Annotated in this window: 25 protein-coding genes; 14 read left to right on the top strand and 11 right to left on the bottom strand. The window is 59.4% G+C overall.

What is annotated here, in order from left to right:
* Nucleotides 1-3: 3 nt before the first annotated feature.
* A complete protein-coding gene (gene pmbA / locus Q0V31_RS02330; RefSeq protein ID WP_298184108.1) occupies nucleotides 4-1,350 on the top strand; it encodes a metalloprotease PmbA in 1,347 nt (448 codons plus the stop codon).
* A gap of 61 nt (nucleotides 1,351-1,411) precedes the next feature.
* On the opposite strand, the gene Q0V31_RS02325 is transcribed toward pmbA, so the two are convergent.
* The 10 genes from Q0V31_RS02325 to Q0V31_RS02280 form a co-directional block, all read right to left on the bottom strand.
* Nucleotides 1,412-1,684 carry an HPr family phosphocarrier protein gene (locus Q0V31_RS02325; RefSeq protein WP_298184107.1) on the bottom strand — a complete coding sequence of 91 codons (273 nt, stop codon included), beginning with the start codon at nucleotides 1,682-1,684 and terminating at the stop codon, nucleotides 1,412-1,414.
* Between the two features lie 12 nt (nucleotides 1,685-1,696).
* The gene (gene rapZ, locus Q0V31_RS02320) at nucleotides 1,697-2,554 is read right to left on the bottom strand and encodes an RNase adapter RapZ (RefSeq protein WP_298184105.1); all 858 of its coding nucleotides are present in this window, start codon (nucleotides 2,552-2,554) and stop codon (nucleotides 1,697-1,699) included.
* 2 nt (nucleotides 2,555-2,556) lie between these two features.
* Entirely contained in the window at nucleotides 2,557-3,030 is a 474-nt protein-coding gene (gene ptsN, locus Q0V31_RS02315) for a PTS IIA-like nitrogen regulatory protein PtsN (protein WP_298184103.1), read from the bottom strand.
* A 15-nt stretch (nucleotides 3,031-3,045) separates the two neighbouring features.
* Entirely contained in the window at nucleotides 3,046-3,354 is a 309-nt protein-coding gene (gene raiA, locus Q0V31_RS02310; RefSeq protein WP_298184101.1) for a ribosome-associated translation inhibitor RaiA, read from the bottom strand.
* A 189-nt stretch (nucleotides 3,355-3,543) separates the two neighbouring features.
* Nucleotides 3,544-5,058: an RNA polymerase factor sigma-54 gene (locus tag Q0V31_RS02305; protein WP_298184098.1), complete on the bottom strand. Its 1,515-nt coding sequence runs from the start codon at nucleotides 5,056-5,058 to the stop codon at nucleotides 3,544-3,546.
* 138 nt (nucleotides 5,059-5,196) lie between these two features.
* Entirely contained in the window at nucleotides 5,197-5,922 is a 726-nt protein-coding gene (gene lptB, locus Q0V31_RS02300; RefSeq protein ID WP_298184096.1) for an LPS export ABC transporter ATP-binding protein, read from the bottom strand.
* 2 nt (nucleotides 5,923-5,924) lie between these two features.
* Complete coding sequence (gene lptA / locus Q0V31_RS02295; protein ID WP_298184094.1) at nucleotides 5,925-6,467, bottom strand: lipopolysaccharide transport periplasmic protein LptA; 543 nt, start codon at nucleotides 6,465-6,467, stop codon at nucleotides 5,925-5,927.
* Entirely contained in the window at nucleotides 6,454-7,023 is a 570-nt protein-coding gene (gene lptC, locus Q0V31_RS02290; RefSeq protein ID WP_298184077.1) for an LPS export ABC transporter periplasmic protein LptC, read from the bottom strand. Before lptC ends, lptA begins: the two co-directional genes overlap by 14 nt.
* Nucleotides 7,024-7,031: 8 nt before the next feature.
* Nucleotides 7,032-7,571, bottom strand: coding sequence for an HAD family hydrolase (locus tag Q0V31_RS02285; RefSeq protein WP_298184068.1), 540 nt, complete (start codon nucleotides 7,569-7,571; stop codon nucleotides 7,032-7,034).
* The gene (locus Q0V31_RS02280; protein WP_298184060.1) at nucleotides 7,571-8,545 is read right to left on the bottom strand and encodes a KpsF/GutQ family sugar-phosphate isomerase; all 975 of its coding nucleotides are present in this window, start codon (nucleotides 8,543-8,545) and stop codon (nucleotides 7,571-7,573) included. Before Q0V31_RS02280 ends, Q0V31_RS02285 begins: the two co-directional genes overlap by 1 nt.
* 246 nt (nucleotides 8,546-8,791) lie before the next feature.
* On the opposite strand from Q0V31_RS02280, the gene Q0V31_RS02275 reads away from it, so the two are divergent.
* The 10 genes from Q0V31_RS02275 to hisC all read left to right on the top strand — a co-directional run bounded on the left by Q0V31_RS02275 (nucleotide 8,792) and on the right by hisC (nucleotide 16,677).
* On the top strand, nucleotides 8,792-9,601 hold the full coding sequence (locus Q0V31_RS02275; protein ID WP_298184054.1) for an ATP-binding cassette domain-containing protein: 810 nt from the start codon (nucleotides 8,792-8,794) through the stop codon (nucleotides 9,599-9,601).
* Nucleotides 9,601-10,398, top strand: coding sequence for a lipid asymmetry maintenance ABC transporter permease subunit MlaE (mlaE, locus tag Q0V31_RS02270; protein ID WP_298184052.1), 798 nt, complete (start codon nucleotides 9,601-9,603; stop codon nucleotides 10,396-10,398). Before Q0V31_RS02275 ends, mlaE begins: the two co-directional genes overlap by 1 nt.
* Nucleotides 10,398-10,868, top strand: coding sequence for an outer membrane lipid asymmetry maintenance protein MlaD (mlaD, locus tag Q0V31_RS02265; protein WP_298184051.1), 471 nt, complete (start codon nucleotides 10,398-10,400; stop codon nucleotides 10,866-10,868). Before mlaE ends, mlaD begins: the two co-directional genes overlap by 1 nt.
* Nucleotides 10,869-10,882: 14 nt before the next feature.
* The gene (locus Q0V31_RS02260) at nucleotides 10,883-11,515 is read left to right on the top strand and encodes a phospholipid-binding protein MlaC (RefSeq protein ID WP_298184049.1); all 633 of its coding nucleotides are present in this window, start codon (nucleotides 10,883-10,885) and stop codon (nucleotides 11,513-11,515) included.
* Complete coding sequence (locus tag Q0V31_RS02255) at nucleotides 11,512-11,820, top strand: lipid asymmetry maintenance protein MlaB (RefSeq protein ID WP_298184046.1); 309 nt, start codon at nucleotides 11,512-11,514, stop codon at nucleotides 11,818-11,820. Before Q0V31_RS02260 ends, Q0V31_RS02255 begins: the two co-directional genes overlap by 4 nt.
* 131 nt (nucleotides 11,821-11,951) lie before the next feature.
* The gene (locus Q0V31_RS02250; protein WP_298184044.1) at nucleotides 11,952-12,191 is read left to right on the top strand and encodes a BolA family protein; all 240 of its coding nucleotides are present in this window, start codon (nucleotides 11,952-11,954) and stop codon (nucleotides 12,189-12,191) included.
* A 12-nt stretch (nucleotides 12,192-12,203) separates the two neighbouring features.
* Complete coding sequence (murA, locus tag Q0V31_RS02245; protein WP_298184042.1) at nucleotides 12,204-13,469, top strand: UDP-N-acetylglucosamine 1-carboxyvinyltransferase; 1,266 nt, start codon at nucleotides 12,204-12,206, stop codon at nucleotides 13,467-13,469.
* A gap of 4 nt (nucleotides 13,470-13,473) precedes the next feature.
* Nucleotides 13,474-14,109 carry an ATP phosphoribosyltransferase gene (hisG, locus tag Q0V31_RS02240; RefSeq protein ID WP_298184040.1) on the top strand — a complete coding sequence of 212 codons (636 nt, stop codon included), beginning with the start codon at nucleotides 13,474-13,476 and terminating at the stop codon, nucleotides 14,107-14,109.
* A gap of 121 nt (nucleotides 14,110-14,230) precedes the next feature.
* On the top strand, nucleotides 14,231-15,541 hold the full coding sequence (hisD, locus tag Q0V31_RS02235) for a histidinol dehydrogenase (protein ID WP_298184038.1): 1,311 nt from the start codon (nucleotides 14,231-14,233) through the stop codon (nucleotides 15,539-15,541).
* An 83-nt stretch (nucleotides 15,542-15,624) separates the two neighbouring features.
* Nucleotides 15,625-16,677 (top strand): histidinol-phosphate transaminase, encoded by a 1,053-nt coding sequence (hisC, locus tag Q0V31_RS02230; RefSeq protein WP_298184035.1) that lies wholly within the window; start codon nucleotides 15,625-15,627, stop codon nucleotides 16,675-16,677.
* Between the two features lie 127 nt (nucleotides 16,678-16,804).
* On the opposite strand, the gene algW is transcribed toward hisC, so the two are convergent.
* Nucleotides 16,805-17,947 carry a Do family serine endopeptidase AlgW gene (gene algW / locus Q0V31_RS02225; RefSeq protein ID WP_298184030.1) on the bottom strand — a complete coding sequence of 381 codons (1,143 nt, stop codon included), beginning with the start codon at nucleotides 17,945-17,947 and terminating at the stop codon, nucleotides 16,805-16,807.
* 112 nt (nucleotides 17,948-18,059) lie between these two features.
* Here algW and Q0V31_RS02220 point away from each other — a divergent pair, with 112 nt between their 5' ends.
* The 3 genes from Q0V31_RS02220 to cysN all read left to right on the top strand — a co-directional run bounded on the left by Q0V31_RS02220 (nucleotide 18,060) and on the right by cysN (nucleotide 21,920).
* Nucleotides 18,060-18,818, top strand: a complete 759-nt coding sequence (locus Q0V31_RS02220; RefSeq protein ID WP_298184028.1) for a Nif3-like dinuclear metal center hexameric protein — start codon at nucleotides 18,060-18,062, stop codon at nucleotides 18,816-18,818.
* 276 nt (nucleotides 18,819-19,094) lie between these two features.
* Nucleotides 19,095-20,012 carry a sulfate adenylyltransferase subunit CysD gene (gene cysD, locus Q0V31_RS02215; protein ID WP_298184026.1) on the top strand — a complete coding sequence of 306 codons (918 nt, stop codon included), beginning with the start codon at nucleotides 19,095-19,097 and terminating at the stop codon, nucleotides 20,010-20,012.
* Nucleotides 20,013-20,024: 12 nt separating this feature from the next.
* The gene (gene cysN / locus Q0V31_RS02210) at nucleotides 20,025-21,920 is read left to right on the top strand and encodes a sulfate adenylyltransferase subunit CysN (protein ID WP_298184024.1); all 1,896 of its coding nucleotides are present in this window, start codon (nucleotides 20,025-20,027) and stop codon (nucleotides 21,918-21,920) included.
* The last annotated feature ends 73 nt before the right edge of the window (nucleotides 21,921-21,993 follow it).

The following is a 21,993-nucleotide window of genomic DNA, read 5'->3' as shown; positions in this document are numbered from 1 at the left end:
TTTATGAGTGCAGTAGACATCGTCGGGCCCCAGGCCGTGCCTTCATTACAGGCGCAGGTGGAGCAGATTATTGCCGAAGCGAAAAAGCAGGGTGCCAGCGCCTGCGAGGTGGCTGTATCGGTGGAGCAGGGTTTGTCCACCACGGTGCGCCAGGGCGAAGTAGAAACAGTTGAGTTCAACCGTGACCAGGGTTTTGGCATCACTCTGTATGTCGGTCAGCGCAAGGGCTCGGCCAGTACTTCTGCCAGTGGTGAGGCGGCGATTCGCGAAACGGTCGCGGCGGCCTTGGCGATTGCCAAGCACGCCTCCGAGGATGAATGCGCCGGGCTAGCGGATGCCGGACTGATGGCTCGCGAGTTGCCGCAGCTGGATCTGTATCACGCCTGGTCGATCACCCCGGAGCAGGCCATCGAGCAAGCGCTGAACTGCGAGGCTGCGGCCTTTGCCGCGGACCAGCGGATCAAGAACGCCGATGGCACCACCCTCAATACCCATCAGGGCTGCCGGGTGTATGGCAATAGTCATGGTTTTGTCAGCGGCTATGCCAGTACGCGTCACAGCCTGAGCTGCGTAATGATCGCCGAAGCGGACGGGCAGATGCAGCGTGACTACTGGTACGACGTCAATCGCCAGGGGGAGCTACTGGCGGATGCCGGCAGCATTGGCCGCCGCGCTGCCGAACGCGCGGTGAGCCGTCTGGGCGCGCGCCCGGTGCCTACCTGTGAAGTGCCGGTGCTATTTGCTGCCGAGCTGGCGGGCGGGCTGTTTGGCAGCTTTCTGGCGGCTATTTCCGGTGGCAATTTGTACCGCAAGTCGTCATTTCTTGAGGGGACACTGGGGCAGCAACTGTTTCCCGAGTGGCTGACCATCGATGAGCGCCCACATATTCCACGTGCACTGGGCAGTGCGGCCTTCGATGGTGACGGCCTGGCGACCTATGCCAAATCCTTTGTCGAACGTGGCGAACTGCAGTCCTATGTGCTGGGGACCTATTCCGGGCGCAAGCTGGGCATGCCTAGCACCGCCAACTCTGGTGGCGTGCATAACCTGTTCGTCAGCCATGGTGATGAAGATCTGCAGGCGCTGCTCAAACGTATGGGGCGCGGTCTGCTGGTCACCGAGCTGATGGGCCAGGGCCTGAATATGGTCACCGGTGATTACTCGCGCGGTGCCGGCGGTTATTGGGTGGAAAACGGTGAAATCCAGTTCCCGGTTCAAGAGGTCACTATCGCCGGCAACCTGCGTGACATGTTCAGGCAAATTGTCGCGGTGGGCAGTGATCTGGAGCTGCGCAGTAATATCCGCACCGGTTCGGTGCTGATCGAGCGCATGACGGTGGCCGGTAGCTAAGCGTGAGGGCACAAAAAAGGGCTGCCCATTTACCTGGGCAGCCCTTTTTATTACAGGCGGTTTACTCGCCCTCATCGAAGTAGTTGTTGATCAACTCGCTTAGCGCGTGCAGCGCTTCGGCATCCTGCTCACCTTCAGTATGCAGATGCACGCCAGTGCCTTTGCCGGCGGCGAGCATCATCACCGCCATGATGCTTTTGCCATCAACCAGGCTGTCGGCGCTGCGGCCGACTCTGACCTGGCAAGGATAGCGCCCGGCAACGCCAACAAATTTGGCTGCGGCACGGGCATGCAGGCCAAGCTTGTTGATAATGATGATTTCGCAGGCGGGCATCGCGGCAATTCCTTAACTGAGGTCGCGGTGGCGAATCTGAACGTTTTTCAGGATGGGTTTGAGGGTTTCACCCAAACGATTGGCCAGGTATACCGAGCGGTGGTGTCCGCCGGTACAGCCTATCGCTACTGTGACATAGGCGCGGTTGCTGGCGGCAAAGCGCGGTAGCCATTTGGTCAGGTAGGCGAGGATGTCCTGGTACATGTCTTCGACATCGGCCTGGGCTGTGAGGTACTCGACTACCGGCTGATCCAACCCAGAGAAATCACGTAAATCGGGCTTCCAGTAGGGATTGGGCAGGCAGCGCACATCGAACACTAGGTCGGCGTCCACCGGCATGCCGCGCTTGAAACCAAAGGATTCGAGCAGAAATGCGGTACCTGGCTCAGGCTGGTTGAGCAGGCGCAGTTTGAGGCTGTCCCGCAGCTGGTACAGGTTGAGGTGAGTGGTGTCGATCTTCAGGTCGGCCAAGTCAGTGATTGGCCCCAGCAGCGCGCTTTCATCGGCGATGGCTTCAGCCAGCGAGCGACTCTCGTTGGTCAGTGGGTGGCGTCTGCGGGTTTCCGAAAAGCGCTTGAGCAGGGTTTCTTCGTCGGCGTCCAGGTAGAGCACATCGCACTTGATGTGCCGGGCGCGAACTTCTTCGAGCAGCTCGGGGAAGCGCTTGAGATGGCTCGGCAAGTTGCGCGCATCAATGGATACCGCGACCTGCGGATGCAGCAGCTCAGTATGCAGCAGGGCGCGCTCAGCCAGTTCAGGCAGCAGCCCGGCGGGCAGGTTGTCGATGCAGTAGAAACCGTTGTCCTCGAGTACATCGAGGGCCGTGCTCTTACCGGAGCCGGAACGACCGCTAACGATGATCAGGCGCATGCTCAGGCTCTATTGAGTTGGCTTTGTATGTCGACGACCACTTGATACAAGGTTTCGCTGCTTTCGGCTTGGCGCAGGCTGGCGCGAACATCGCTGCGGTCGAGCATGCTGGCTATCTGCCGAAGCAATTCTAGGTGAGCATCAGTGGCGGCTTCTGGTACCAGCAGCACAAACAGCAGGTCGACTGGCGCGCCGTCGATGGCGTCGAAGTCCACTGCTGCGTCCAGGCGCAGTAAGGCGCTGATCGGTGCGGTACAACCCGGTAAGCGGCAGTGCGGAATGGCGATGCCATTGCCAAAGCCGGTCGAGCCGAGTTTTTCACGGGCAATCAGGCTTTCGAAAATATCTTGGCCGTCCAGGTCAGGCAGCTCGCGCGCCACCAGGTTGGCAATTTGTTCGAGAACACGTTTTTTGCTGCCGCCCGGCACGTTCACCAAGGAACGGCCGGGGGTCAGGATGGTTTCAAGTCGGATCATAGGAGATAGACGACGTCAGCGGGACATGGCGCCCTGTTGACGATCGAGCTGTTTTTCCTTGTATTTGATGAGTTGTCGATCGAGTTTGTCAGTCAGTAAATCGATGGCGGCGTACATGTCGTTATGCTCGGCATTGGCGACCACTTCACCGCCTGCAATATGCAGGGTCGCTTCGATTTTCTGCTTGAGTTTCTCGACCTCCATGATGACTTGTACGTTGGTGATCTTGTCGAAGTGGCGTTCTAATCGGCCGAGTTTTTCGCCGATATAGTCGCGCAGGGCGTCGGTCACATCCAGCTGGTGTCCACTGATGTTGACTTGCATACCGCTTTCTCCTTGTTACCGTGTGTAAGAGACAGGCGAGAGGCCTGCCGCCGGAACACTGTGGCATGGAAGACGTAGGCAGAACGTATCAGGGTTTACGCTGATTGCTCAGAGCTGTATGGCTGTTGAGCGATAAGACCGAGCCTGACGTGTTCTGCGCGGTGCGATCTGTCTTCCTTGTTCTGCCGCTTAAATCAATCGTTTGCGCTCGCTGGAGGGCGCAATGCCGAGGGACTCACGGTATTTGGCGACCGTGCGGCGAGCGACTTGAATACCTTGTGCCTCCAGTAGACCAGCGATCTTGCTGTCACTCAACGGCTTTTTCGCATTTTCCGCTGCGACCAGTTTTTTGATGATGGCGCGGATCGCGGTGGACGAACATTCACCGCCTTCAGAGGTGCTGACGTGGCTGGAGAAGAAGTATTTCAGTTCGTAAATACCGCGCGGGGTGTGCATGAACTTTTGCGTGGTGACCCGCGAAATGGTTGATTCGTGCATGCCGACGGCTTCGGCGATGTCATGCAGAACCAGCGGCTTCATGGCCTCATCGCCATAGTCGAGGAAGCCGCGCTGGTGTTCGACGATCTGCGTGGCGACCTTCATCAGGGTTTCGTTGCGGCTTTGCAGGCTTTTGATAAACCAGCGCGCCTCTTGCAGCTGGTTGCGCATAAAGGTGTTGTCGGCGCTGGAGTCGGCACGCTTCACAAAACCGGCGTATTGCGCATTGACCCGCAGGCGCGGCATGGCCTCCTGGTTGAGCTCCACCAGCCAGCGTTCATTGTGTTTGCGCACGATCACGTCGGGCACCACGTATTCCGGCTCGCTGGATTCAATCTGCGAGCCGGGGCGCGGGTTGAGGCTCTGAATCAGGTCGATAACCTGGCGCAGCTCATCTTCCTTGAGCTTCATGCGGCGCATCAGTTGGCTGTAGTCGCGGCTGCCGAGGAGGTCGAGGTAGTCGCCGGTGAGGCGCTGGGCTTCGCTCATCCACGGTGTGTTTGCGGGCAGCTGGCGCAGTTGCAGGAGCAGGCATTCACCGAGGTTGCGTGCGGCAATGCCGGTGGGCTCGAACTGCTGAATACGGTGCAGCACGGCTTCGACTTCGTCGAGCTCGATGTCCAGTTCTGGGTCAAAGGCCTCAACCACTTCTTCCAGAGTCTCTTCCAAATAACCCTGTTCGTTGATGCAGTCGATCAAGGTTATGCCGATCAGGCGATCCTTGTCTGACATTGGGGCCAGATTGAGTTGCCAGAGCAGGTGGCTCTGTAGGCTCTCGCCACTGGATGTGCGGGTGGTGAAGTCCCACTCGTCGTCATCGTTGGTGCTGCTGGGTAGGCTACTGGCACTGGTCTGGTAGATGTCTTCCCAGGCGGTGTCGACCGGTAGTTCGTTCGGGATGCGGTCCCCCCAATCACCCTCTTCCAGGTTGTCCACGGTTTGTGTGGCTTCCTGGTAAGTGGTTTCTTGATAGGGCGTCTCGGGCTGCTCGTTGGGCGTCGCGCTTTCTGCGCCATCGGCCATGGGGTCCGAGTTGTCGAAATCATCGCCTTCTTCTTGGCGTTCGAGCATCGGGTTGGACTCCAAGGCTTCCTGGATCTCTTGTTGTAGATCCAGGGTCGACAGTTGGAGTAGGCGGATGGCCTGTTGCAGCTGCGGTGTCATCGTCAGCTGCTGGCCCATTCTCAGGACTAGCGATGGTTTCATTGCAGACCTTATTTACCGGCGTCTGTGCGCAATCCACTACAGGGCGTTTTTGAAAAACGCCACCAGGAAGCAAATTATATGCCTGACTCTAAAGGTTTTGCCTAGCCTTGGCTGCAGTAGGCTTGAGAAAAGCCGTGGTTACAGCCTGAACTCATGCCCCAGATACACTTCTTTCACGGTCTGGTTGGCCAGAATCGTCTCGGCATCACCTTCCGCAATCAGCTGGCCATCGCTGACGATATAAGCGATTTCGCAAATATCCAGGGTTTCGCGGACGTTATGGTCGGTGATCAGTACACCGATGCCTTTGGCCTTGAGGTGGTGGATGATCTGCTTGATATCACCGACTGAAATCGGGTCGACGCCGGCGAACGGCTCGTCGAGCAGAATGAATTTGGGGTTGGTCGCCAGGGCGCGAGCAATTTCCACGCGGCGGCGTTCACCACCGGACAGGCTCATGCCGAGGTTGTCGCGGATATGGCTGATGTGGAACTCCTGCAGCAAGCCTTCAAGTTCCTTGCGGCGAGCGGCGCCGTCGAGGTCCTTGCGGGTTTCCAGGATGGCCATGATGTTGTTGGCCACGCTGAGCTTACGGAAAATCGAGGCTTCCTGCGGCAGATAGCCAATGCCGGCGCGCGCACGGCCATGCATCGGCTGATGACTGACGTCGAGGTCATCAATCATCACGCGGCCTTGGTCGGCTTGTACCAGGCCGACGATCATGTAGAAACAGGTGGTTTTACCGGCTCCGTTGGGGCCCAGTAGACCAACGATCTGTCCACTGTCGATGCTCAGGCTGACGTCGCGCACGACCTGGCGGCCTTTGTAACTTTTGGCCAAGTGTTGGGCTTTCAATGTGGCCATTATTACTGCGCCTGCTGTTCGGCTGGTTTGTTCTTCGGCTGGATCACCATGTCGATACGCGGGCGTGGCGCAGTGACATTGGTGCCTGTGGCGCGGCCGGCGTTAACGATCTGGCGCTGGGTGTCATAGACGATTTTCTCGCCTTCGAAGGTGTTGCCTTCCTGGATTACCTTGGCCTGATCGATCAGCACCACGCGCTCGTTGGCCATGAAGTACTGGATGGTCAGGCCGTAGGCCTTGACGATCTGCTTGTCGGCTGACGGCAGTTGTTCGTAGTAGGCCGGTTTGCCGACGGAAGTGAACACCTCGACATCGCCCTGGGCGTTCTGAGTGATGGTCACGGTATCGCCGGTGACCTTCATGCTGCCCTGGGTGATGACTACGTCGCCGCGATAAACCGCAACGCCTTGTTTGTCATCTAGCTCTGCGCTGTCGGCCTGAATACGGATTGGCTGTTCGCGGTCGGATGGCAGAGCCCAGGCACTGGCACTTCCGAGTGCGGCGCTGAGGCTGAGTAGTAGGGGGAGGGTGTTAACGAGCCTCATGCAGACCTCTTACGTTGGACAGCAGGAGCATCCGGCCGTCATTCATGTACGCTTTCATTCCTGTTGCCGTGGTCACCCCATTGGCCGCTTCGATTCTAACGGCTTGCTGGGTTTGCGCATATTCCTTCTCGGGGAATACGGTCAGGCGGCTGGTGGTGAGGATGGTCGGGCGACCTTTGGCGTCGGTGCGTTCGACGCGCACCTGCTCGATCAATTCGACCTCTGTGCCACCGGGCGAGACTTCGCCGCGCTCGCTACGGATTTTCCAGGGCAGTTCTGTGCCGCGGAACAGGTTCATGTTCGGGCTGGCCATCAGCGTAATGTCGCTGGCCTTGATGTGTTCGACCTTGTCGGCTGTCAACTCGTAGTGCAGCGTGCCGTCGGCTTGGTACTGCACGGTATAGGTATTGGTGGCGTAAAAGTCGATGGCGTTGTTGCTCGCAGCATTGCTGGGCTGCTGGCTAAAGCCTTCCGGGCTGAGGTTCCAGTAGCCGAGCGCTGCCACCAGCAGGGCGACGCAGGTGAATAAGGCGATGTTAAATAGCTTGCGGGGCATGGTCGGCCTTATAGGTAAGCGGCTTGAGCGGCTTCAAGCGTGTCTTGGGCGCGCATGATCAGCTCGCAAAACTCGCGCGCGGCACCTTCGCCGCCGCGAGCGCTGGTTACGCCATGGGCATGCTGACGAACAAATGCGTCGGCGCTGGCGACTGCCATGCCCAAGCCTACACGGCGGATCACCGGCAGGTCGGGCAGGTCGTCGCCGAGGTAGGCGACTTGTGCGTAGTCCAGGCCCAGTTCGCCGAGCAGCTCATCGAGTACCACCAGTTTGTCTTCGCGGCCCTGGTACAGGTGTTGAATACCCAGGTTCTGCGCGCGGCGCTCAACCACAGGGGTCTTGCGGCCACTGATAATCGCGGTGCGTACCCCTGAGTTGATCAGCATTTTGATGCCGTGGCCGTCGAGGGTGTTGAAGGTTTTGAACTCGCTGCCGTCGACGAGGAAGTACAGCTTGCCGTCGGTGAGCACGCCGTCGACGTCAAAGATCGCCAGTTTGATCGCCTTGGCGCGCTGCAGCAGGTCCGGGTTAGTTGCGTCAGCGGTCATCACATTACTCCGGCGCGCAGCAGGTCGTGCATGTTCAGTGCACCGACCGGCTGGTCGTTATTGTCGATTACCACCAGCGAACTGATTTTGTGGTCTTCCATGATTTTCAGGGCCTCTGCCGCGAGCATGTCGGCGCGGGCCGTTTTACCGTGGGCCGTCATAACGTCGTCGATAACGGTCTGGCGTACGTCGATATTGCGATCCAGGGTGCGGCGCAGGTCGCCGTCGGTGAACACGCCGGCCAGGCGGCCGTCATCTTCGGTGACTACGGTCATGCCCAGGCCTTTCTGGGTCATTTCCAGCAGGGCGTCGCGTAGCGAGGTGCCTCGGTTGACACGTGGCAGGCTGGCGCCGGCGTGCATGACATTTTCCACTTTGAGCAACAAGCGTCGGCCCAGCGCACCACCAGGGTGGGAGAAGGCGAAGTCTTCGGCGGTAAAGCCGCGCGCCTCGAGCAAGGCGATGGCTAGCGCGTCACCCAGTACCAGCGAGACTGTGGTGGATGAGGTCGGCGCCAGGTTCAGTGGGCAGGCTTCCTGGGCTACGCGGGCGTCCAAGTTGACTTCGGCAGCCTTGGCCAGCGGCGATTCTGGGTTGCCGGTTAGGCTGATCAGGGTGATGCCGAGGCGTTTGATCAGTGGCAATAGGGTGACAATTTCTGAGGTGGAGCCGGAGTTGGACAGCGCCAACACCACATCGTCGCGGGTGATCATGCCCATGTCGCCATGGCTGGCTTCGGCCGGGTGGACAAAAAAGGCGGTGGTGCCGGTGCTCGCCAAGGTGGCGGCAATCTTGTGGCCGACGTGGCCGGATTTACCCATGCCGACCACTACGACGCGGCCTTTGCTCGCCAGGATCAGCTCGCAGGCTTTGATGAAATCACCGTTGATACGCTGCAGCAGGTCTTCGATCGCCTCGATTTCCAAGCGAATGGTGCGCTGCGCTGACTGGATCAGGTCGGTTGATTGGCTCATGACTTCTCTGCGGCGTGCGGGCTAAAAGCTGCTGATTATAACGGTAAAGGTGCGCCTGCCCAGTGTTTCCAGTTGCGAGTTGGGCGCTGGCCCTCTGCGCGGCTGATCTTTGGCGACAAGATCAATCTTGGGCGGGGAGTTCCTCGATGCTATAGTTCGCGCCCATTTTCGGTGGGTTAGACGACCAGTGGTGTCCTTTGTTTGGGGCTGTGCGTCAGTCAGGCAAGCATTTAGCAAGGAGTCCAGATGAGCGCCGAGAGCCCGTATGCAGTCGAGCTTAAGCAGCTGAGCTTTAAGCGCGGCGAGCGGGATATTTTCAAAAACGTCGATATCAGTTTTTTGCGTGGCAAGGTCACCGGCATTATGGGGCCGTCTGGCTGCGGCAAAACCACCTTGCTGCGACTAATCGCCGCTGAGCTTAAACCCAGCGAGGGCGAGGTGTGGGTTAATGGGGTAAACCTGCCGACGCTGTCGCGCAGCGATCTGTTTGATATGCGCAAGCAGATGGGCGTGCTGTTTCAAAGTGGGGCGCTGTTTACCGATCTGGATGTGTTTGAGAACGTGGCCTTTCCGCTGCGCGTGCATACCCAGTTGCCGGAAGAGATGATCCGCGACATCGTTCTGATGAAACTGCAAGCAGTGGGGCTGCGCGGTGCCTTGGATTTGATGCCGGATGAGTTGTCGGGCGGCATGAAGCGTCGCGTGGCATTGGCGCGGGCGATTGCCCTAGACCCACAAATACTTATGTATGACGAGCCTTTCGTTGGTCAGGACCCGATTGCCATGGGTGTTCTGGTGCGACTGATTCGCCTGCTCAGCGATGCGCTGGGCATCACCAGCATCGTGGTCTCCCATGATCTGGCGGAAACCGCGAGCATCGCCGACTACCTCTATATAGTCGGCGACACCCAAGTATTGGGGCATGGTACGCCGGCTGAATTGATGGCCTCTGAGGACCCTCGTGTGAAGCAATTTATGCAGGGTATTCCGGATGGCCCCGTGCCGTTTCATTTTCCTGCGGCCAATTACCGCGACGATTTGCTGGGGGAGCGCTGATGCGCAAAACATCTGTGCTCGAGCGGGTGCGCCTGCTCGGACGTGCCGGTATTGATGTGCTGGCCACGCTGGGGCGCTCCGGGCTATTTCTGCTGCACGCACTATTTGGCCGCAGCTCGACCGGCAATGGCTTTCAGTTGCTGGTCAAGCAGCTGTATTCGATCGGGGTGATGTCGCTGGCGATCATTGTCGTGTCCGGCATCTTTATCGGCATGGTGCTGTCGCTGCAAGGCTTCAGCATCCTGGCCCAGTACGGCTCGGAGCAGGCGGTGGGGCAGATGGTCGCCCTGACCCTGCTGCGTGAGTTGGGGCCGGTGGTCACCGCCTTGTTGTTTGCCGGGCGTGCAGGGTCGGCGTTGACTGCGGAAATCGGCAACATGAAATCCACCGAGCAGCTGTCGAGCCTGGCGATGATTGGCGTTGATCCGCTGAAATACATTGTCGCCCCACGGCTCTGGGCCGGTTTTATTTCGATGCCGCTGCTGGCGATGATCTTCAGTGTGGTCGGTATCTGGGGCGGCGCGATGGTCGCCGTTGACTGGCTGGGCGTTTATGAAGGCTCGTTCTGGGCCAATATGCAAAGCAGCGTTTCGTTTCGCGAAGATGTGCTCAATGGTGTGATCAAGAGCATCGTTTTTGCGTTTGTGGTGACCTGGATTGCTGTGTTTCAGGGCTATGACTGTGAGCCGACGTCGGAAGGGATTAGTCGTGCCACCACGAAGACTGTGGTGTACGCCTCACTCGCCGTATTGGGGCTGGACTTTATTCTGACCGCTTTGATGTTTGGAGATTTCTGATGCAGAACCGCACGCTGGAAGTGGGTGTCGGCTTGTTCCTGTTGGCCGGGTTGTTGGCGTTGTTGTTGTTGGCCCTGCGCGTTAGCGGCTTGACCGTAGGCAGTGGTGATAATACCTACAAGGTTTATGCGCACTTTGAGAATATCGCCGGTTTGACGGTCAGATCAAAAGTGACCATGGCAGGCGTGACGATCGGCAAGGTCACCGCGATTGATCTGGACCGCAGCAGCTATATGGGGCGCGTCACTATGGTGCTGGACGATGCCGTGGATAATCTGCCGACAGACTCGACCGCCTCGATTCTGACCGCAGGTCTGTTGGGTGAGAAGTACATTGGCATTAGCGTGGGCGGCGAAGAAGAAGTGCTGCGCGATGGTGGCACTATCCACGACACGCAGTCATCGCTGGTGCTGGAAGACCTGATTGGCAAGTTTTTGCTCAACTCAGTCAACAAAGACCAGGCTAATTAATAGGGGAACTGAAGATGATCAAGGCACTGCGTAACAGTCTTTTGGTTTGCTTGGCAGCCATGTCCTTTTCGCTGCTGGCCGCGCCGGCGGCCCATGATGTGGTGCAGCAGACCACCAGCACACTGTTGGCTGATCTGAAAACCAACAAAGAGCAGTACCGCACCGATCCGGGCGCGTTTTACGACGCCCTGAACAACATTCTCGGTCCGGTCGTGGATGTTGACGGCATTTCTCGCGGCGTGATGACCGTGCGTTATTCGCGTCAGGCCTCGCCTGAGCAGATGCAGCGTTTTCAGGAAAACTTCAAGCGCAGCCTGATGCAGTTTTATGGCAATGCCCTGCTGGAATACAACAATCAAGATATCCGTGTGCTGCCGGTCAGCGGTCAGCAGGACCCGCGGCGCACCTCGGTCAACATGGAAATCAAGGACGGCAATGGCACGGTTTATCCGCTGTCCTACACCATGGTCAGCCAGGACGGCACCTGGAAGATGCGTAACGTGATCATCAACGGCATTAACGTCGGCAAGCTGTTCCGCGACCAGTTCTCCCAGGCCATGCAGGACAATCGCAATGACCTGGACAAGGTCATCGATAACTGGACCGAAACTGTGGCCAAGGCGCGCCAGGGGGCGGACGCATCGTGAGTCAGGCCAGTATCAGCGAGGCCTCCCCAGGTGTTTTCAGTCTGGCGGGGGTGTTGGATTACCAGACCGCCCCGGCGCTGCGTGAGCAAGGGGCGCGTTTGCTGAAGAACAGTCAAGCCGCTGTTTGCGTGCTCGACTGCAGCGCTGTGGCGAAGTCCAGCAGCGTGGGTGTGTCCTTGTTGCTGGCCTTTATGCGCGATGCCAGTGCTGCCGGTAAAAAATTAAGCGTGAGTAGCCTGCCCAAAGGCATGCACGAAATTGCCGGCGTTTGTGGTCTTTTGGAAATTCTGCCACTGCAAGCGTGAGCCACTGTCGTTCTGGTTTCGGTCGGCTGGCAGGAATGCGGGGTTCGCAGGCGGGGGGCTTTTTTGTATGATGCTCGGCCCGTGAGCGTACGCTCCGCTGTCGTTAATTGATGCATTGATCGAGGTTGAGCATGCAGGCCTTAGAAGTAAAAAGTCTCCTTGAGGCTAAATTGCCGGAAACCCAAGTGGAAGTTGAAGGCGAAGGCTGCAACTTTCAGCTGAACCTGATCAGTGATGAGTTGGCTGCCCTTAGCCCCGTCAAGCGTCAGCAGCAGATCTACGCCCACCTCAATGCCTGGATCGCTGATGGCAGCATCCATGCCGTGAGTATGAAATTCTTTAGCCGTGCCGATTGGGCCGCGCGCTCCTAGACCGAGAGAATCATGGACAAACTGATTATTACCGGCGGTGTGCGCCTTGATGGCGAAATCCGCATTTCCGGGGCGAAGAACTCTGCCCTGCCGATTCTTGCCGCGACCCTGCTCGGCGACGCCCCTGTCACTATCTGCAACCTGCCGCACCTGCACGACATCACCACCATGATCGAGCTGTTCGGGCGCATGGGGATCGAGCCGATCATCGACGAGAAGCTCAGCGTTGAAGTCGATGCGCGGGCGATCAAGACCCTGGTTGCGCCCTATGAGCTGGTCAAAACCATGCGCGCCTCGATCCTGGTGCTGGGCCCGATGGTCGCACGCTTTGGTTATGCCGAAGTGGCCCTGCCGGGTGGTTGCGCGATCGGCTCGCGTCCGGTTGACCTGCACATCCGTGGCCTCGAAGCCATGGGCGCGATCATTGATGTTGAGGCTGGCTACATCAAGGCCAAAGCCCCAGAGGGCGGCCTGCGTGGCGCGCACTTCTTCTTCGATACCGTCAGTGTGACCGGTACCGAAAACATCATGATGGCCGCGACACTGGCTAAAGGCCGTAGCGTGCTGGAAAACGCTGCACGCGAGCCGGAAGTGGTCGACCTGGCCAACTGCCTGATCGCCATGGGCGCGAAAATCAGCGGTGCCGGCACCGACACCATCATCATTGATGGCGTTGAGCGCCTGCACGGTGCGCGTTTCAGCGTGATGCCCGACCGTATCGAAACCGGCACCTACCTGGTGGCTGCGGCGATCACCGGCGGCCGCGTCAAGGTCAAGGACACCGACCCGACCACCCTCGAGGCGGTGTTGTCCAAGCTTCAGGAAGCCGGTGCGGAAGTCACCTGTGGCAATGACTGGATCGAGCTGAATATGCATGGCAAGCGGCCTAAGGCCGTGAACCTGCGCACGGCTCCGTACCCGGCGTTCCCGACTGACATGCAGGCGCAGTTCGTTGCGTTGAATGCGGTTGCCGAGGGCACCGGCACGGTGATCGAAACCGTGTTCGAAAACCGCTTTATGCACGTGCATGAAATGATTCGCATGGGCGCGCAGATTCAGGTCGAAGGCAACACGGCCATCGTCACCGGCACCGATAAGCTCAAGGGCGCGCCGGTTATGGCGACGGATCTGCGTGCGTCGGCCAGCTTGGTGATCTCGGCGCTAATTGCCGAGGGTGACACGCTGATCGACCGGATCTATCACATCGACCGCGGCTACGAGTGCATCGAAGAGAAGCTGCAAATGCTGGGTGCCAAGATTCGCCGGGTGCCAGGTTGATATCATGCTGACTATTGCTCTCTCCAAAGGCCGGATTCTCGACGATACCTTGCCGTTGCTGGCCGCTGCAGGTATTGAACCAACTGAGAATCCGGACAAAAGTCGCAAGCTGATTATTCCGACCACGCTGGATGATGTGCGCCTGCTGATTGTGCGTGCCACCGATGTGCCGACCTATGTCGAGCATGGCGCGGCAGACCTCGGTGTAGCCGGTAAAGACGTGTTGATGGAATACGGCGGTCAGGGCTTATATGAGCCGCTGGATCTGCGTATTGCCCAGTGCAAGCTGATGACCGCCGGGGCCGTGGGCGCGCCTGAGCCGAAAGGCCGGCTGCGCGTGGCGACCAAGTTCGTCAACGTGGCCAAGCGTTATTACGCGGAGCAGGGCCGTCAGGTCGACATCATCAAACTGTACGGCTCGATGGAGTTGGCGCCGTTGGTGGGCTTGGCCGACAAGATCATCGACGTGGTCGATACCGGCAACACTTTGCGTGCCAATGGCCTGGAAGCTCAGGAACTGATCGCCACGATCAGCTCCCGGCTGGTGGTTAACAAGGCGTCGATGAAGATGCAGCATGCACGTATCCAGCTGTTGATCGACACCCTGCGTGATGCAGTCGAAGCACGACACCCTCGCTGAGTCTCATGGCCGCCCCTGTGCGGCCTAGCCTATCCGCGTTATAGCCAAAATTCTCAGGTGCCCGCGCGGAGTGGTTGTTACTCTACGGGCGCCCGAGCATTTGCCAATTAAGAGGCCCGCTATGACCGCTCCTATCGCTATCCGCCGACTCAATGCCGCTGACCAGGACTTTGCCCAGCATCTGGATCATCTGCTGAGCTGGGAAAGTGTCTCGGACGATGCGGTCAATCAGCGCGTGCTCGACATCATCAAGGCCGTGCGTGAGCGTGGCGATGCCGCGTTGGTCGAGTTCACCAAGCAGTTCGACGGCTTGGATGTCGCTTCCATGGCGGATCTGATCCTGCCGCGCGAGCGTCTGGAGTTGGCCCTGAGCCGCATCACCCCAGAGCAGCGCAGTGCCTTGGAAGTGGCGGCCGAGCGTGTGCGCAGCTACCACGAGCGGCAAAAGCAGGACTCCTGGAGCTACACCGAGGCCGACGGCACGGTGTTGGGGCAGAAGGTCACGCCGCTGGACCGTGCTGGCCTGTACGTGCCGGGCGGTAAGGCCTCGTACCCATCTTCGGTGTTGATGAACGCCATTCCAGCCAAGGTCGCCGGCGTGCCGGAAGTGGTCATGGTGGTGCCGACCCCGCGTGGCGAGATCAACGAGATCGTCCTGGCGGCGGCCTGCATTGCCGGCGTTGACCGGGTGTTCACCATCGGTGGTGCCCAGGCTGTCGCCGCGTTGGCCTATGGCACCGAAAGTGTGCCACCGGTGGACAAGATCGTCGGCCCCGGCAACATCTATGTTGCCACCGCCAAGCGTCACGTGTTCGGCAAGGTGGGTATCGATATGATCGCCGGGCCTTCGGAAATCCTTGTGGTCTGCGACGGCCAGACCGATCCGGACTGGATCGCCATGGACCTGTTCTCCCAGGCCGAGCACGACGAAGACGCCCAGTCGATCCTGGTCAGCCCGGACGCCGCCTTCCTCGATCGCGTCGCTGCAAGCATCGCCAAATTGCTGCCGACCCTGGAGCGCGAAAGCATTGCCCGTACCTCCCTGGAAGGCCGTGGCGCGCTGATTCAAGTCGCGGATATGGCTCAGGCCATTGAAGTGGCCAATCGCATCGCCCCGGAGCATTTGGAGTTGTCGGTGGATAATCCCGAGCAATACTTGCCATTGATTCGCCATGCCGGCGCGATCTTTATGGGCCGTTACACCGCCGAAGCCTTGGGCGACTACTGCGCCGGGCCCAACCATGTGCTGCCGACCTCCGGCACCGCGCGCTATTCCTCGCCGTTGGGGGTGTATGACTTCCAGAAGCGCTCGTCGATCATCCATTGTTCAGCCGAGGGTGCGTCCGAGTTGGGCAAGGTCGCCAGCGTGCTGGCCCGTGGCGAGTCGCTGACCGCCCACGCCCGCAGCGCCGAGTACCGCATCAAGAACTAACGGGCGAATGTAGGATGGGTTGAGCGCCGCGATACCCATCAGCGCCGTCGATGATCGCAACGAATTCGAGGAGAGAAGGGCAGATGAGCAAATTCTGGAGCCCCTTCGTCAAAGACCTGGTGCCCTATGTGCCGGGTGAGCAGCCGAAACTGGCCAAGCTGGTCAAGCTCAACACCAACGAAAACCCCTACGGCCCGTCGCCCAAGGCAATCGCGGCCATGCAGGCCGAGCTGAATGACAGCCTGCGTCTGTACCCGGACCCCAATAGCGACCGCTTGAAGCAGGCTGTGGCCGATTATTACGGCGTGCAGACCGCTCAGGTGTTCGTCGGCAACGGCTCCGATGAGGTGCTGGCGCATGCCTTCCACGGCTTGTTTCAGCACGGCCAGCCGTTGCTGTTCCCGGATATCAGCTACAGCTTTTATCCGGTGTATTGCGGCTTGTACGGCATTGCCGCCGAGCAGATTGCTTTGGATGAGCAGTTCCAGATTCGCGTCGAAGACTATGCGCGGCCCAATGGCGGCATTATCTTCCCTAACCCGAACGCACCGACCGGCTGCGCCCTGGGACTGGACGCCATCGAGCGTTTACTCAAGGCGAACACCGATACGGTGGTGCTGGTCGATGAGGCGTATATCGACTTTGGCGGTGAGACAGCGATCAGCCTGGTGGACAAGTATCCGAACCTGCTGGTTAGCCAGACGTTGTCCAAGTCGCGCTCGCTTGCCGGTTTGCGCGTGGGTATCGCGGTCGGTCATCCAGACCTGATCGAGGCGCTGGAGCGGATCAAGAACAGCTTCAACTCTTATCCGCTGGATCGCATGGCGATTGCTGGAGCGGCGGCGGCATTCGAGGACAAGGCGTATTTCCAAGAGACCTGCCAGCGGGTGATCGACAGCCGTGACGCGGTAGTCGGCGGTTTGGAAAAGCTGGGCTTTGCGGTGCTGCCGTCAGCGGCGAACTTCGTGTTTGCCCGCCATCCGGATAAAGATGCGGCGACGCTGGCTGCTGGTTTACGTGAGCAGGGGGTGATCGTGCGCCACTTCAAACAGCCGCGTATTGCTCAGTTTCTGCGCATCACCATCGGCACGCCGGAGCAGAACCAGGCGTTACTGGATGCCCTGCAAGGCCTGTAATGAGTGCGTGTTAACCAAGCCGGAGCGCCGCAGCGCTCCGGCTTTTTTATTTCGCGTCAATGGTCCCGGCCAGTCATCGGCTTGCCTGGGGCAGCACGGCGCGAGTGGTGCGGCGGGCGGTGTCGGGTCAGTTGCCGTTGGCGGGCGGCCTTACGCCGACTTCTGCGGTCAATTGCAGTGGCTTGCCGTTGCGCAGGATGTCGATGCTGATCGTATCGCCGGGTTTAGTGCGCGCCACCTGATTCATCGAGCGGCGACCGTCACTGGAAGCCTCGCCGTCGATGCTGAGGATCAGGTCGCCCGGTTGCAGGCCGGCTTTCTGCGCCGGGCCGTCACGGTAAAGACCGGCCACCACGATGCCAGGGCGACCGTCCAGGCCAAAAGATTCGGCCAGCTCTGGCGTCAAGGGTTGCACCTCAATGCCCAGCCAGCCACGAATCACCTGGCCGTGCTCAATAATCGCCTGCATCACATCCATTGCCAGTTTGGTTGGAATGGCAAAGCCAATGCCTTGCGAGCCGCCGGACTTGGAGAAGATCGCGGTGTTAATGCCGACCAGGTTGCCGTAAGCATCCACCAGCGCACCGCCCGAGTTGCCGGGGTTGATCGCTGCGTCAGTCTGGATAAAGTCTTCGTAGGTGTTGAGGCCCAGCTGGTTGCGCCCGGTTGCGCTGATGATGCCCATGGTCACGGTCTGGCCGACACCGAAGGGGTTGCCAATGGCCAGGCTAACGTCGCCAATGCGGATGTTGTCGGAGCGGCCGAGGGTGATGAACGGCAGGTCAGGCAGATCAATTTTCAATACTGCGAGATCGGTTTCCGGGTCGCTGCCAATCAGTCGTGCCAGGGTTTCACGGCCATCTTTCAAGGCCACGACGATCTGGTCGGCATCGGCGACCACGTGGTTGTTGGTCAGCAGGTAACCTTCCGGGCTCATGATCACCGCCGAGCCGAGGCTCGACTCCATACGCCGCTGCTTGGGCAGGTTGTCACCGAAAAACTTGCGGAACTGCGGGTCTTCGAACAGCGGATGGCTCGGCTTTTTAGCGAACTTGGTGGTGTACAGGTTGGCTACCGCAGGGGAGGCGGTGGTGACCGCGTCGGCATAGGACACCGGGCCCTCCTGCATGCGGCTGTAGAAGGGCGCTTGGCGCACGTGCACGTCCTGCCTCGGTAAACCGACCCATTGCGGAAAATACTGCATGATCAGCAGTGCCAGGAGCACGCCGACCAGCAGGGGCCAGCCGAAGGGACGTAGGGCCTTGAGCATTGAAACAATCCTGAGGGTTGCAGGGCGGCAAGTGCGCCCCTTAAGGTGCGCCATTATAGAGAAGCGACTGACAATAAAGCAGCGCCTCGTAACGCTTGATTAAGGACACTTTATGGCCATTGCCCTGGCGACTCTGGTGGAAGAAGCCGATCGCTATCTTAACGCCGCGCGTATTAGCGATTACTGCCCCAATGGCTTACAGGTTGAAGGTCGGCCGCAGGTACGCCGCATCGTCAGTGGCGTCACCGCCAGCCAGGCGCTACTCGACGCCGCCGTCGAGGCCGATGCCGACGTGGTGCTGGTGCACCATGGTTATTTTTGGAAAGGCGAAAACCCCTGCGTCACCGGGATGAAGCGTCGCCGCCTGCAAACCCTGCTGGCTAACGACATCAGTCTGCTGGCCTATCACCTGCCGCTCGATGTGCACGCCGAAGTCGGTAATAACGTGCAGCTGGCCGCCCAGCTGGGTATCACCGTGGAAGGCCCGCTGGAGCCCGATAATCCGCGTACCGTGGGCCTGATTGGCTCGCTTGCTGAGGCCATGACCGCGCAGGACTTCGCGCAGCATGTGCAGCAGGTGCTCGGCCGCGAACCGCTGTTGGTCGAAGGCGATGGCATGATCCGCCGCGTGGGCTGGTGCACGGGCGGTGGTCAGGGCTATATCGATCAGGCCATCGCGGCCGGGGTCGACCTGTATTTGACCGGAGAAGCCTCTGAGCAAACCTTCCATAGCGCCCGCGAAAACGCCGTCAGCTTTATCGCCGCCGGCCATCACGCCACCGAGCGTTACGGCGTGCAGGCGCTGGGCGATTATCTGGCGCGGCGCTTTGCCATCGAGCACCTGTTTATTGATTGTCCCAACCCTATCTGAGAACCCGCATACGACCTGCTACACGGCGGCAATCCGGGGTTAAACATGACCTCGGGCGGTTAATTTGCAACCAGAAGCCTTCGTGCCCTCGGTGATTTTTGCCTGGTCTGGCTCGAGTTCGCGAGATCGTCAGCGGGTTATAGGTGCATATTTTTGCCGATATAAACCTAGATCTTTTCGATCTAACCAGGCTCCTGATTAGACGAAGGTGCTGTGCTAGAGTGCCGTCTAGTCCACGGCCCGCCGGCCTAAACACATCGCCATTCGTGAGTAGCCATGCTCGATAAACTGACCCACCTGAAACAGCTGGAGGCGGAAAGTATCCACATCATTCGTGAAGTGGCCGCCGAATTCGACAACCCGGTAATGCTCTATTCCATCGGTAAAGACTCCGCCGTGATGCTGCACCTGGCACGCAAGGCGTTTTTTCCGGGCAAGCTGCCGTTCCCGGTGATGCACGTTGATACGCGCTGGAAGTTTCAGGAGATGTATAGCTTCCGCGAGAAGATGGTCAACGAGTACGGCCTGGACCTGATCACCCACATCAATCCCGATGGTGTGGCGCAGGACATGAACCCCTTCACCTACGGCAGTGCCAAGCACACCGACGTGATGAAGACCGAGGGCCTCAAGCAGGCACTGGATCAGTACGGCTTCGACGCAGCCTTCGGTGGCGCGCGCCGCGACGAAGAAAAGTCCCGTGCCAAAGAGCGGGTGTACTCGTTCCGCGACAGCAAGCACCGCTGGGACCCGAAGAACCAGCGTCCCGAGCTGTGGAATGTATACAACGGCAACGTCAAAAAGGGCGAGTCGATCCGCGTATTCCCGCTGTCCAACTGGACTGAGTTGGATATCTGGCAGTACATCTACCTGGAAAGCATCCCGATCGTGCCGCTGTATTTCGCTGCCGAGCGCGAAGTGATCGAGATGAATGGTGCGCTGATCATGATCGACGACGAGCGCATTCTCGAGCACCTCACCCCCGAGCAAAAAGCCAGCATCCATAAAAAGATGGTGCGCTTCCGTACCCTCGGCTGCTACCCGTTGACGGGTGCGGTGGAGTCCACGGCAACCAGCTTGCCGGAGATTATTCAGGAAATGCTGTTGGCCAAGACCTCTGAGCGCCAAGGGCGAGTCATCGACCATGACTCATCCGGCTCGATGGAAGAGAAGAAACGTCAGGGCTATTTCTAAGCAGGGGTTAATATGTCGCATCAATCCGAATTGATCAGTGAGGACATCCTCGCCTATCTGGGCCAGCACGAGCGTAAAGAGCTGCTGCGCTTCCTTACCTGCGGCAACGTCGACGACGGCAAGAGCACCCTGATTGGTCGCCTGCTGCATGACTCCAAGATGATCTATGAAGACCATCTGGACGCCATCACCAAAGACTCGAAAAAAGTCGGCACCACCGGTGAAGAGGTCGACTTGGCGCTGCTGGTCGACGGCCTGCAGGCCGAGCGCGAGCAGGGCATCACCATCGATGTGGCTTACCGCTATTTCAGCACCACCAAGCGCAAATTCATCATTGCCGACACCCCCGGCCACGAGCAGTACACCCGCAACATGGCCACCGGTGCCTCCAACTGCGACCTGGCGATCATTCTCATCGACGCCCGTTACGGCGTGCAGACGCAGACCAAGCGCCACAGCTTTATTGCCTCGTTGCTGGGCATCAAGCACATCGTCATCGCGGTCAACAAGATGGACCTCAAAGGCTTCGATCAGGGCGTTTTTGAGCAGATCAAGGCCGATTATCTGGCGTTTGTCGAAGGCATTGCCTTCAAGCCAAGCTCGATGCACTTTGTGCCGATGTCGGCGCTGAAGGGCGACAACGTGGTCAACAAGAGCGAGCAGTCGCCTTGGTACACCGGTCAGTCGCTGATGGAAATTCTCGAAACTGTTGAAGTGGCGGGTGACCGTAACTTTGACGACCTGCGTTTCCCGGTGCAGTACGTCAACCGTCCGAACCTGAACTTCCGTGGTTTCGCCGGCACCCTGGCCAGCGGCATCGTGCGCAAGGGTGACGAAGTCATCGCGCTGCCGTCGGGCAAGGGCAGCAAGGTCAAATCGATTGTCACCTTTGAAGGTGAGCTGGAGCAGGCCGGTCCCGGTCAGGCCATTACCATCACCCTGGAAGACGAGATCGACGTCTCCCGTGGCGACATGCTGGTGCACGGCGACAACCGTCCACAGGTGGTCGACAGTTTCGACGCCATGTTGGTGTGGATGGCTGAAGAGCCGATGCTGCCGGGCAAGAAGTACGACATCAAGCGCGCCACCAGCTATGTGCCGGGCTCGATTGCCAGCATCGCCCACCGGGTGGATGTGAATACCCTGGAGGAAGGCGCGGCGAGCAGCTTGCAGCTCAACGAAATCGGCCGTGTGCGCCTCGCTCTGGATGCGCCGATCGCGCTGGACGGCTACGCACATAACCGCACCACCGGCTCGTTTATCGTCATCGACCGCCTGACCAACGGCACCGTCGGTGCCGGCATGATCATCGCCGAGCCGGTAGGCGGCAACAGCGGCCATCATGGTCCGCTGGCCCATGTGTCGACTGAAGAGCGTGCCACGCGCTTCGGCCAGCAGCCCGCCACCGTGTTGTTCAGCGGCCTGTCTGGTGCGGGCAAGAGCACCCTGGCCTATGCCGTGGAGCGCAAGCTGTTCGACTCCGGTCGCGCGGTGTATGTGCTGGATGGCCAGAACCTACGTCATGACCTGAACAAGGGCCTGCCGCAGGATCGTGCCGGGCGTACCGAGAACTGGCGGCGTGCCGCGCACGTGGCCCGGCAGTTCAACGAAGCTGGCCTGCTGACCCTGGCGGCTTTCGTTGCGCCGGATGCTGAAGGCCGTGAACAGGCCAAGGCGCTGCTGGGTGCCGAGCGGCTGATCACCGTGTATGTGCAGGCTTCGCCGCAAGTCTGCGCCGAGCGTGACCCGCAGGGCCTGTATGCGGCCGGTGGCGATAATATCCCGGGTGAGTCTTTCCCCTACGACGTGCCGCTGAATGCCGATCTGGTGATCGATACGCAGTCGCTGTCGGTGGAGGAAAGCGTCAAACAGGTGTTGGCACTGCTGCGTGAGCGTGGCGCGATCTAAATCCGCTGCGTATTAAAAAGCCCCGCCAAGTGCGGGGCTTTTTATTGTCGGCTTAAGCGCCAGATGCGGCGGC

This window comes from uncultured Pseudomonas sp. (genome assembly GCF_943846705.1).
Classification (GTDB): Bacteria; Pseudomonadota; Gammaproteobacteria; order Pseudomonadales; family Pseudomonadaceae; genus Aquipseudomonas.
This window is presented reverse-complemented; position numbering and strand designations above follow the sequence as displayed.

Excerpts from the sequence above, each read along its gene's own strand:
- Q0V31_RS02285 (WP_298184068.1), bottom strand. The coding sequence starts at position 7,571 with ATGACCGCTGACGCAACTAACCCGGACCTGCTGCAGCGCGCCAAGGCG.
- Q0V31_RS02325 (WP_298184107.1), bottom strand. The coding sequence starts at position 1,684 with ATGCCCGCCTGCGAAATCATCATTATCAACAAGCTTGGCCTGCATGCC.
- ptsN (WP_298184103.1), bottom strand. The coding sequence starts at position 3,030 with ATGATCCGACTTGAAACCATCCTGACCCCCGGCCGTTCCTTGGTGAAC.
- lptA (WP_298184094.1), bottom strand. The coding sequence starts at position 6,467 with ATGAGGCTCGTTAACACCCTCCCCCTACTACTCAGCCTCAGCGCCGCA.
- Q0V31_RS02250 (WP_298184044.1), top strand. The coding sequence starts at position 11,952 with ATGCAGGCCTTAGAAGTAAAAAGTCTCCTTGAGGCTAAATTGCCGGAA.
- lptC (WP_298184077.1), bottom strand. The coding sequence starts at position 7,023 with ATGCCCCGCAAGCTATTTAACATCGCCTTATTCACCTGCGTCGCCCTG.
- rapZ (WP_298184105.1), bottom strand. The coding sequence starts at position 2,554 with ATGCGCCTGATCATCGTTAGCGGTCGTTCCGGCTCCGGTAAGAGCACG.
- hisG (WP_298184040.1), top strand. The coding sequence starts at position 13,474 with ATGCTGACTATTGCTCTCTCCAAAGGCCGGATTCTCGACGATACCTTG.
- hisC (WP_298184035.1), top strand. The coding sequence starts at position 15,625 with ATGAGCAAATTCTGGAGCCCCTTCGTCAAAGACCTGGTGCCCTATGTG.
- lptB (WP_298184096.1), bottom strand. The coding sequence starts at position 5,922 with ATGGCCACATTGAAAGCCCAACACTTGGCCAAAAGTTACAAAGGCCGC.
- algW (WP_298184030.1), bottom strand. The coding sequence starts at position 17,947 with ATGCTCAAGGCCCTACGTCCCTTCGGCTGGCCCCTGCTGGTCGGCGTG.
- Q0V31_RS02280 (WP_298184060.1), bottom strand. The coding sequence starts at position 8,545 with ATGAGCCAATCAACCGACCTGATCCAGTCAGCGCAGCGCACCATTCGC.
- mlaD (WP_298184051.1), top strand. The coding sequence starts at position 10,398 with ATGCAGAACCGCACGCTGGAAGTGGGTGTCGGCTTGTTCCTGTTGGCC.
- hisD (WP_298184038.1), top strand. The coding sequence starts at position 14,231 with ATGACCGCTCCTATCGCTATCCGCCGACTCAATGCCGCTGACCAGGAC.
- Q0V31_RS02220 (WP_298184028.1), top strand. The coding sequence starts at position 18,060 with ATGGCCATTGCCCTGGCGACTCTGGTGGAAGAAGCCGATCGCTATCTT.
- cysN (WP_298184024.1), top strand. The coding sequence starts at position 20,025 with ATGTCGCATCAATCCGAATTGATCAGTGAGGACATCCTCGCCTATCTG.
- mlaE (WP_298184052.1), top strand. The coding sequence starts at position 9,601 with ATGCGCAAAACATCTGTGCTCGAGCGGGTGCGCCTGCTCGGACGTGCC.
- cysD (WP_298184026.1), top strand. The coding sequence starts at position 19,095 with ATGCTCGATAAACTGACCCACCTGAAACAGCTGGAGGCGGAAAGTATC.
- pmbA (WP_298184108.1), top strand. The coding sequence starts at position 4 with ATGAGTGCAGTAGACATCGTCGGGCCCCAGGCCGTGCCTTCATTACAG.
- murA (WP_298184042.1), top strand. The coding sequence starts at position 12,204 with ATGGACAAACTGATTATTACCGGCGGTGTGCGCCTTGATGGCGAAATC.
- Q0V31_RS02275 (WP_298184054.1), top strand. The coding sequence starts at position 8,792 with ATGAGCGCCGAGAGCCCGTATGCAGTCGAGCTTAAGCAGCTGAGCTTT.
- Q0V31_RS02260 (WP_298184049.1), top strand. The coding sequence starts at position 10,883 with ATGATCAAGGCACTGCGTAACAGTCTTTTGGTTTGCTTGGCAGCCATG.
- raiA (WP_298184101.1), bottom strand. The coding sequence starts at position 3,354 with ATGCAAGTCAACATCAGTGGACACCAGCTGGATGTGACCGACGCCCTG.
- Q0V31_RS02305 (WP_298184098.1), bottom strand. The coding sequence starts at position 5,058 with ATGAAACCATCGCTAGTCCTGAGAATGGGCCAGCAGCTGACGATGACA.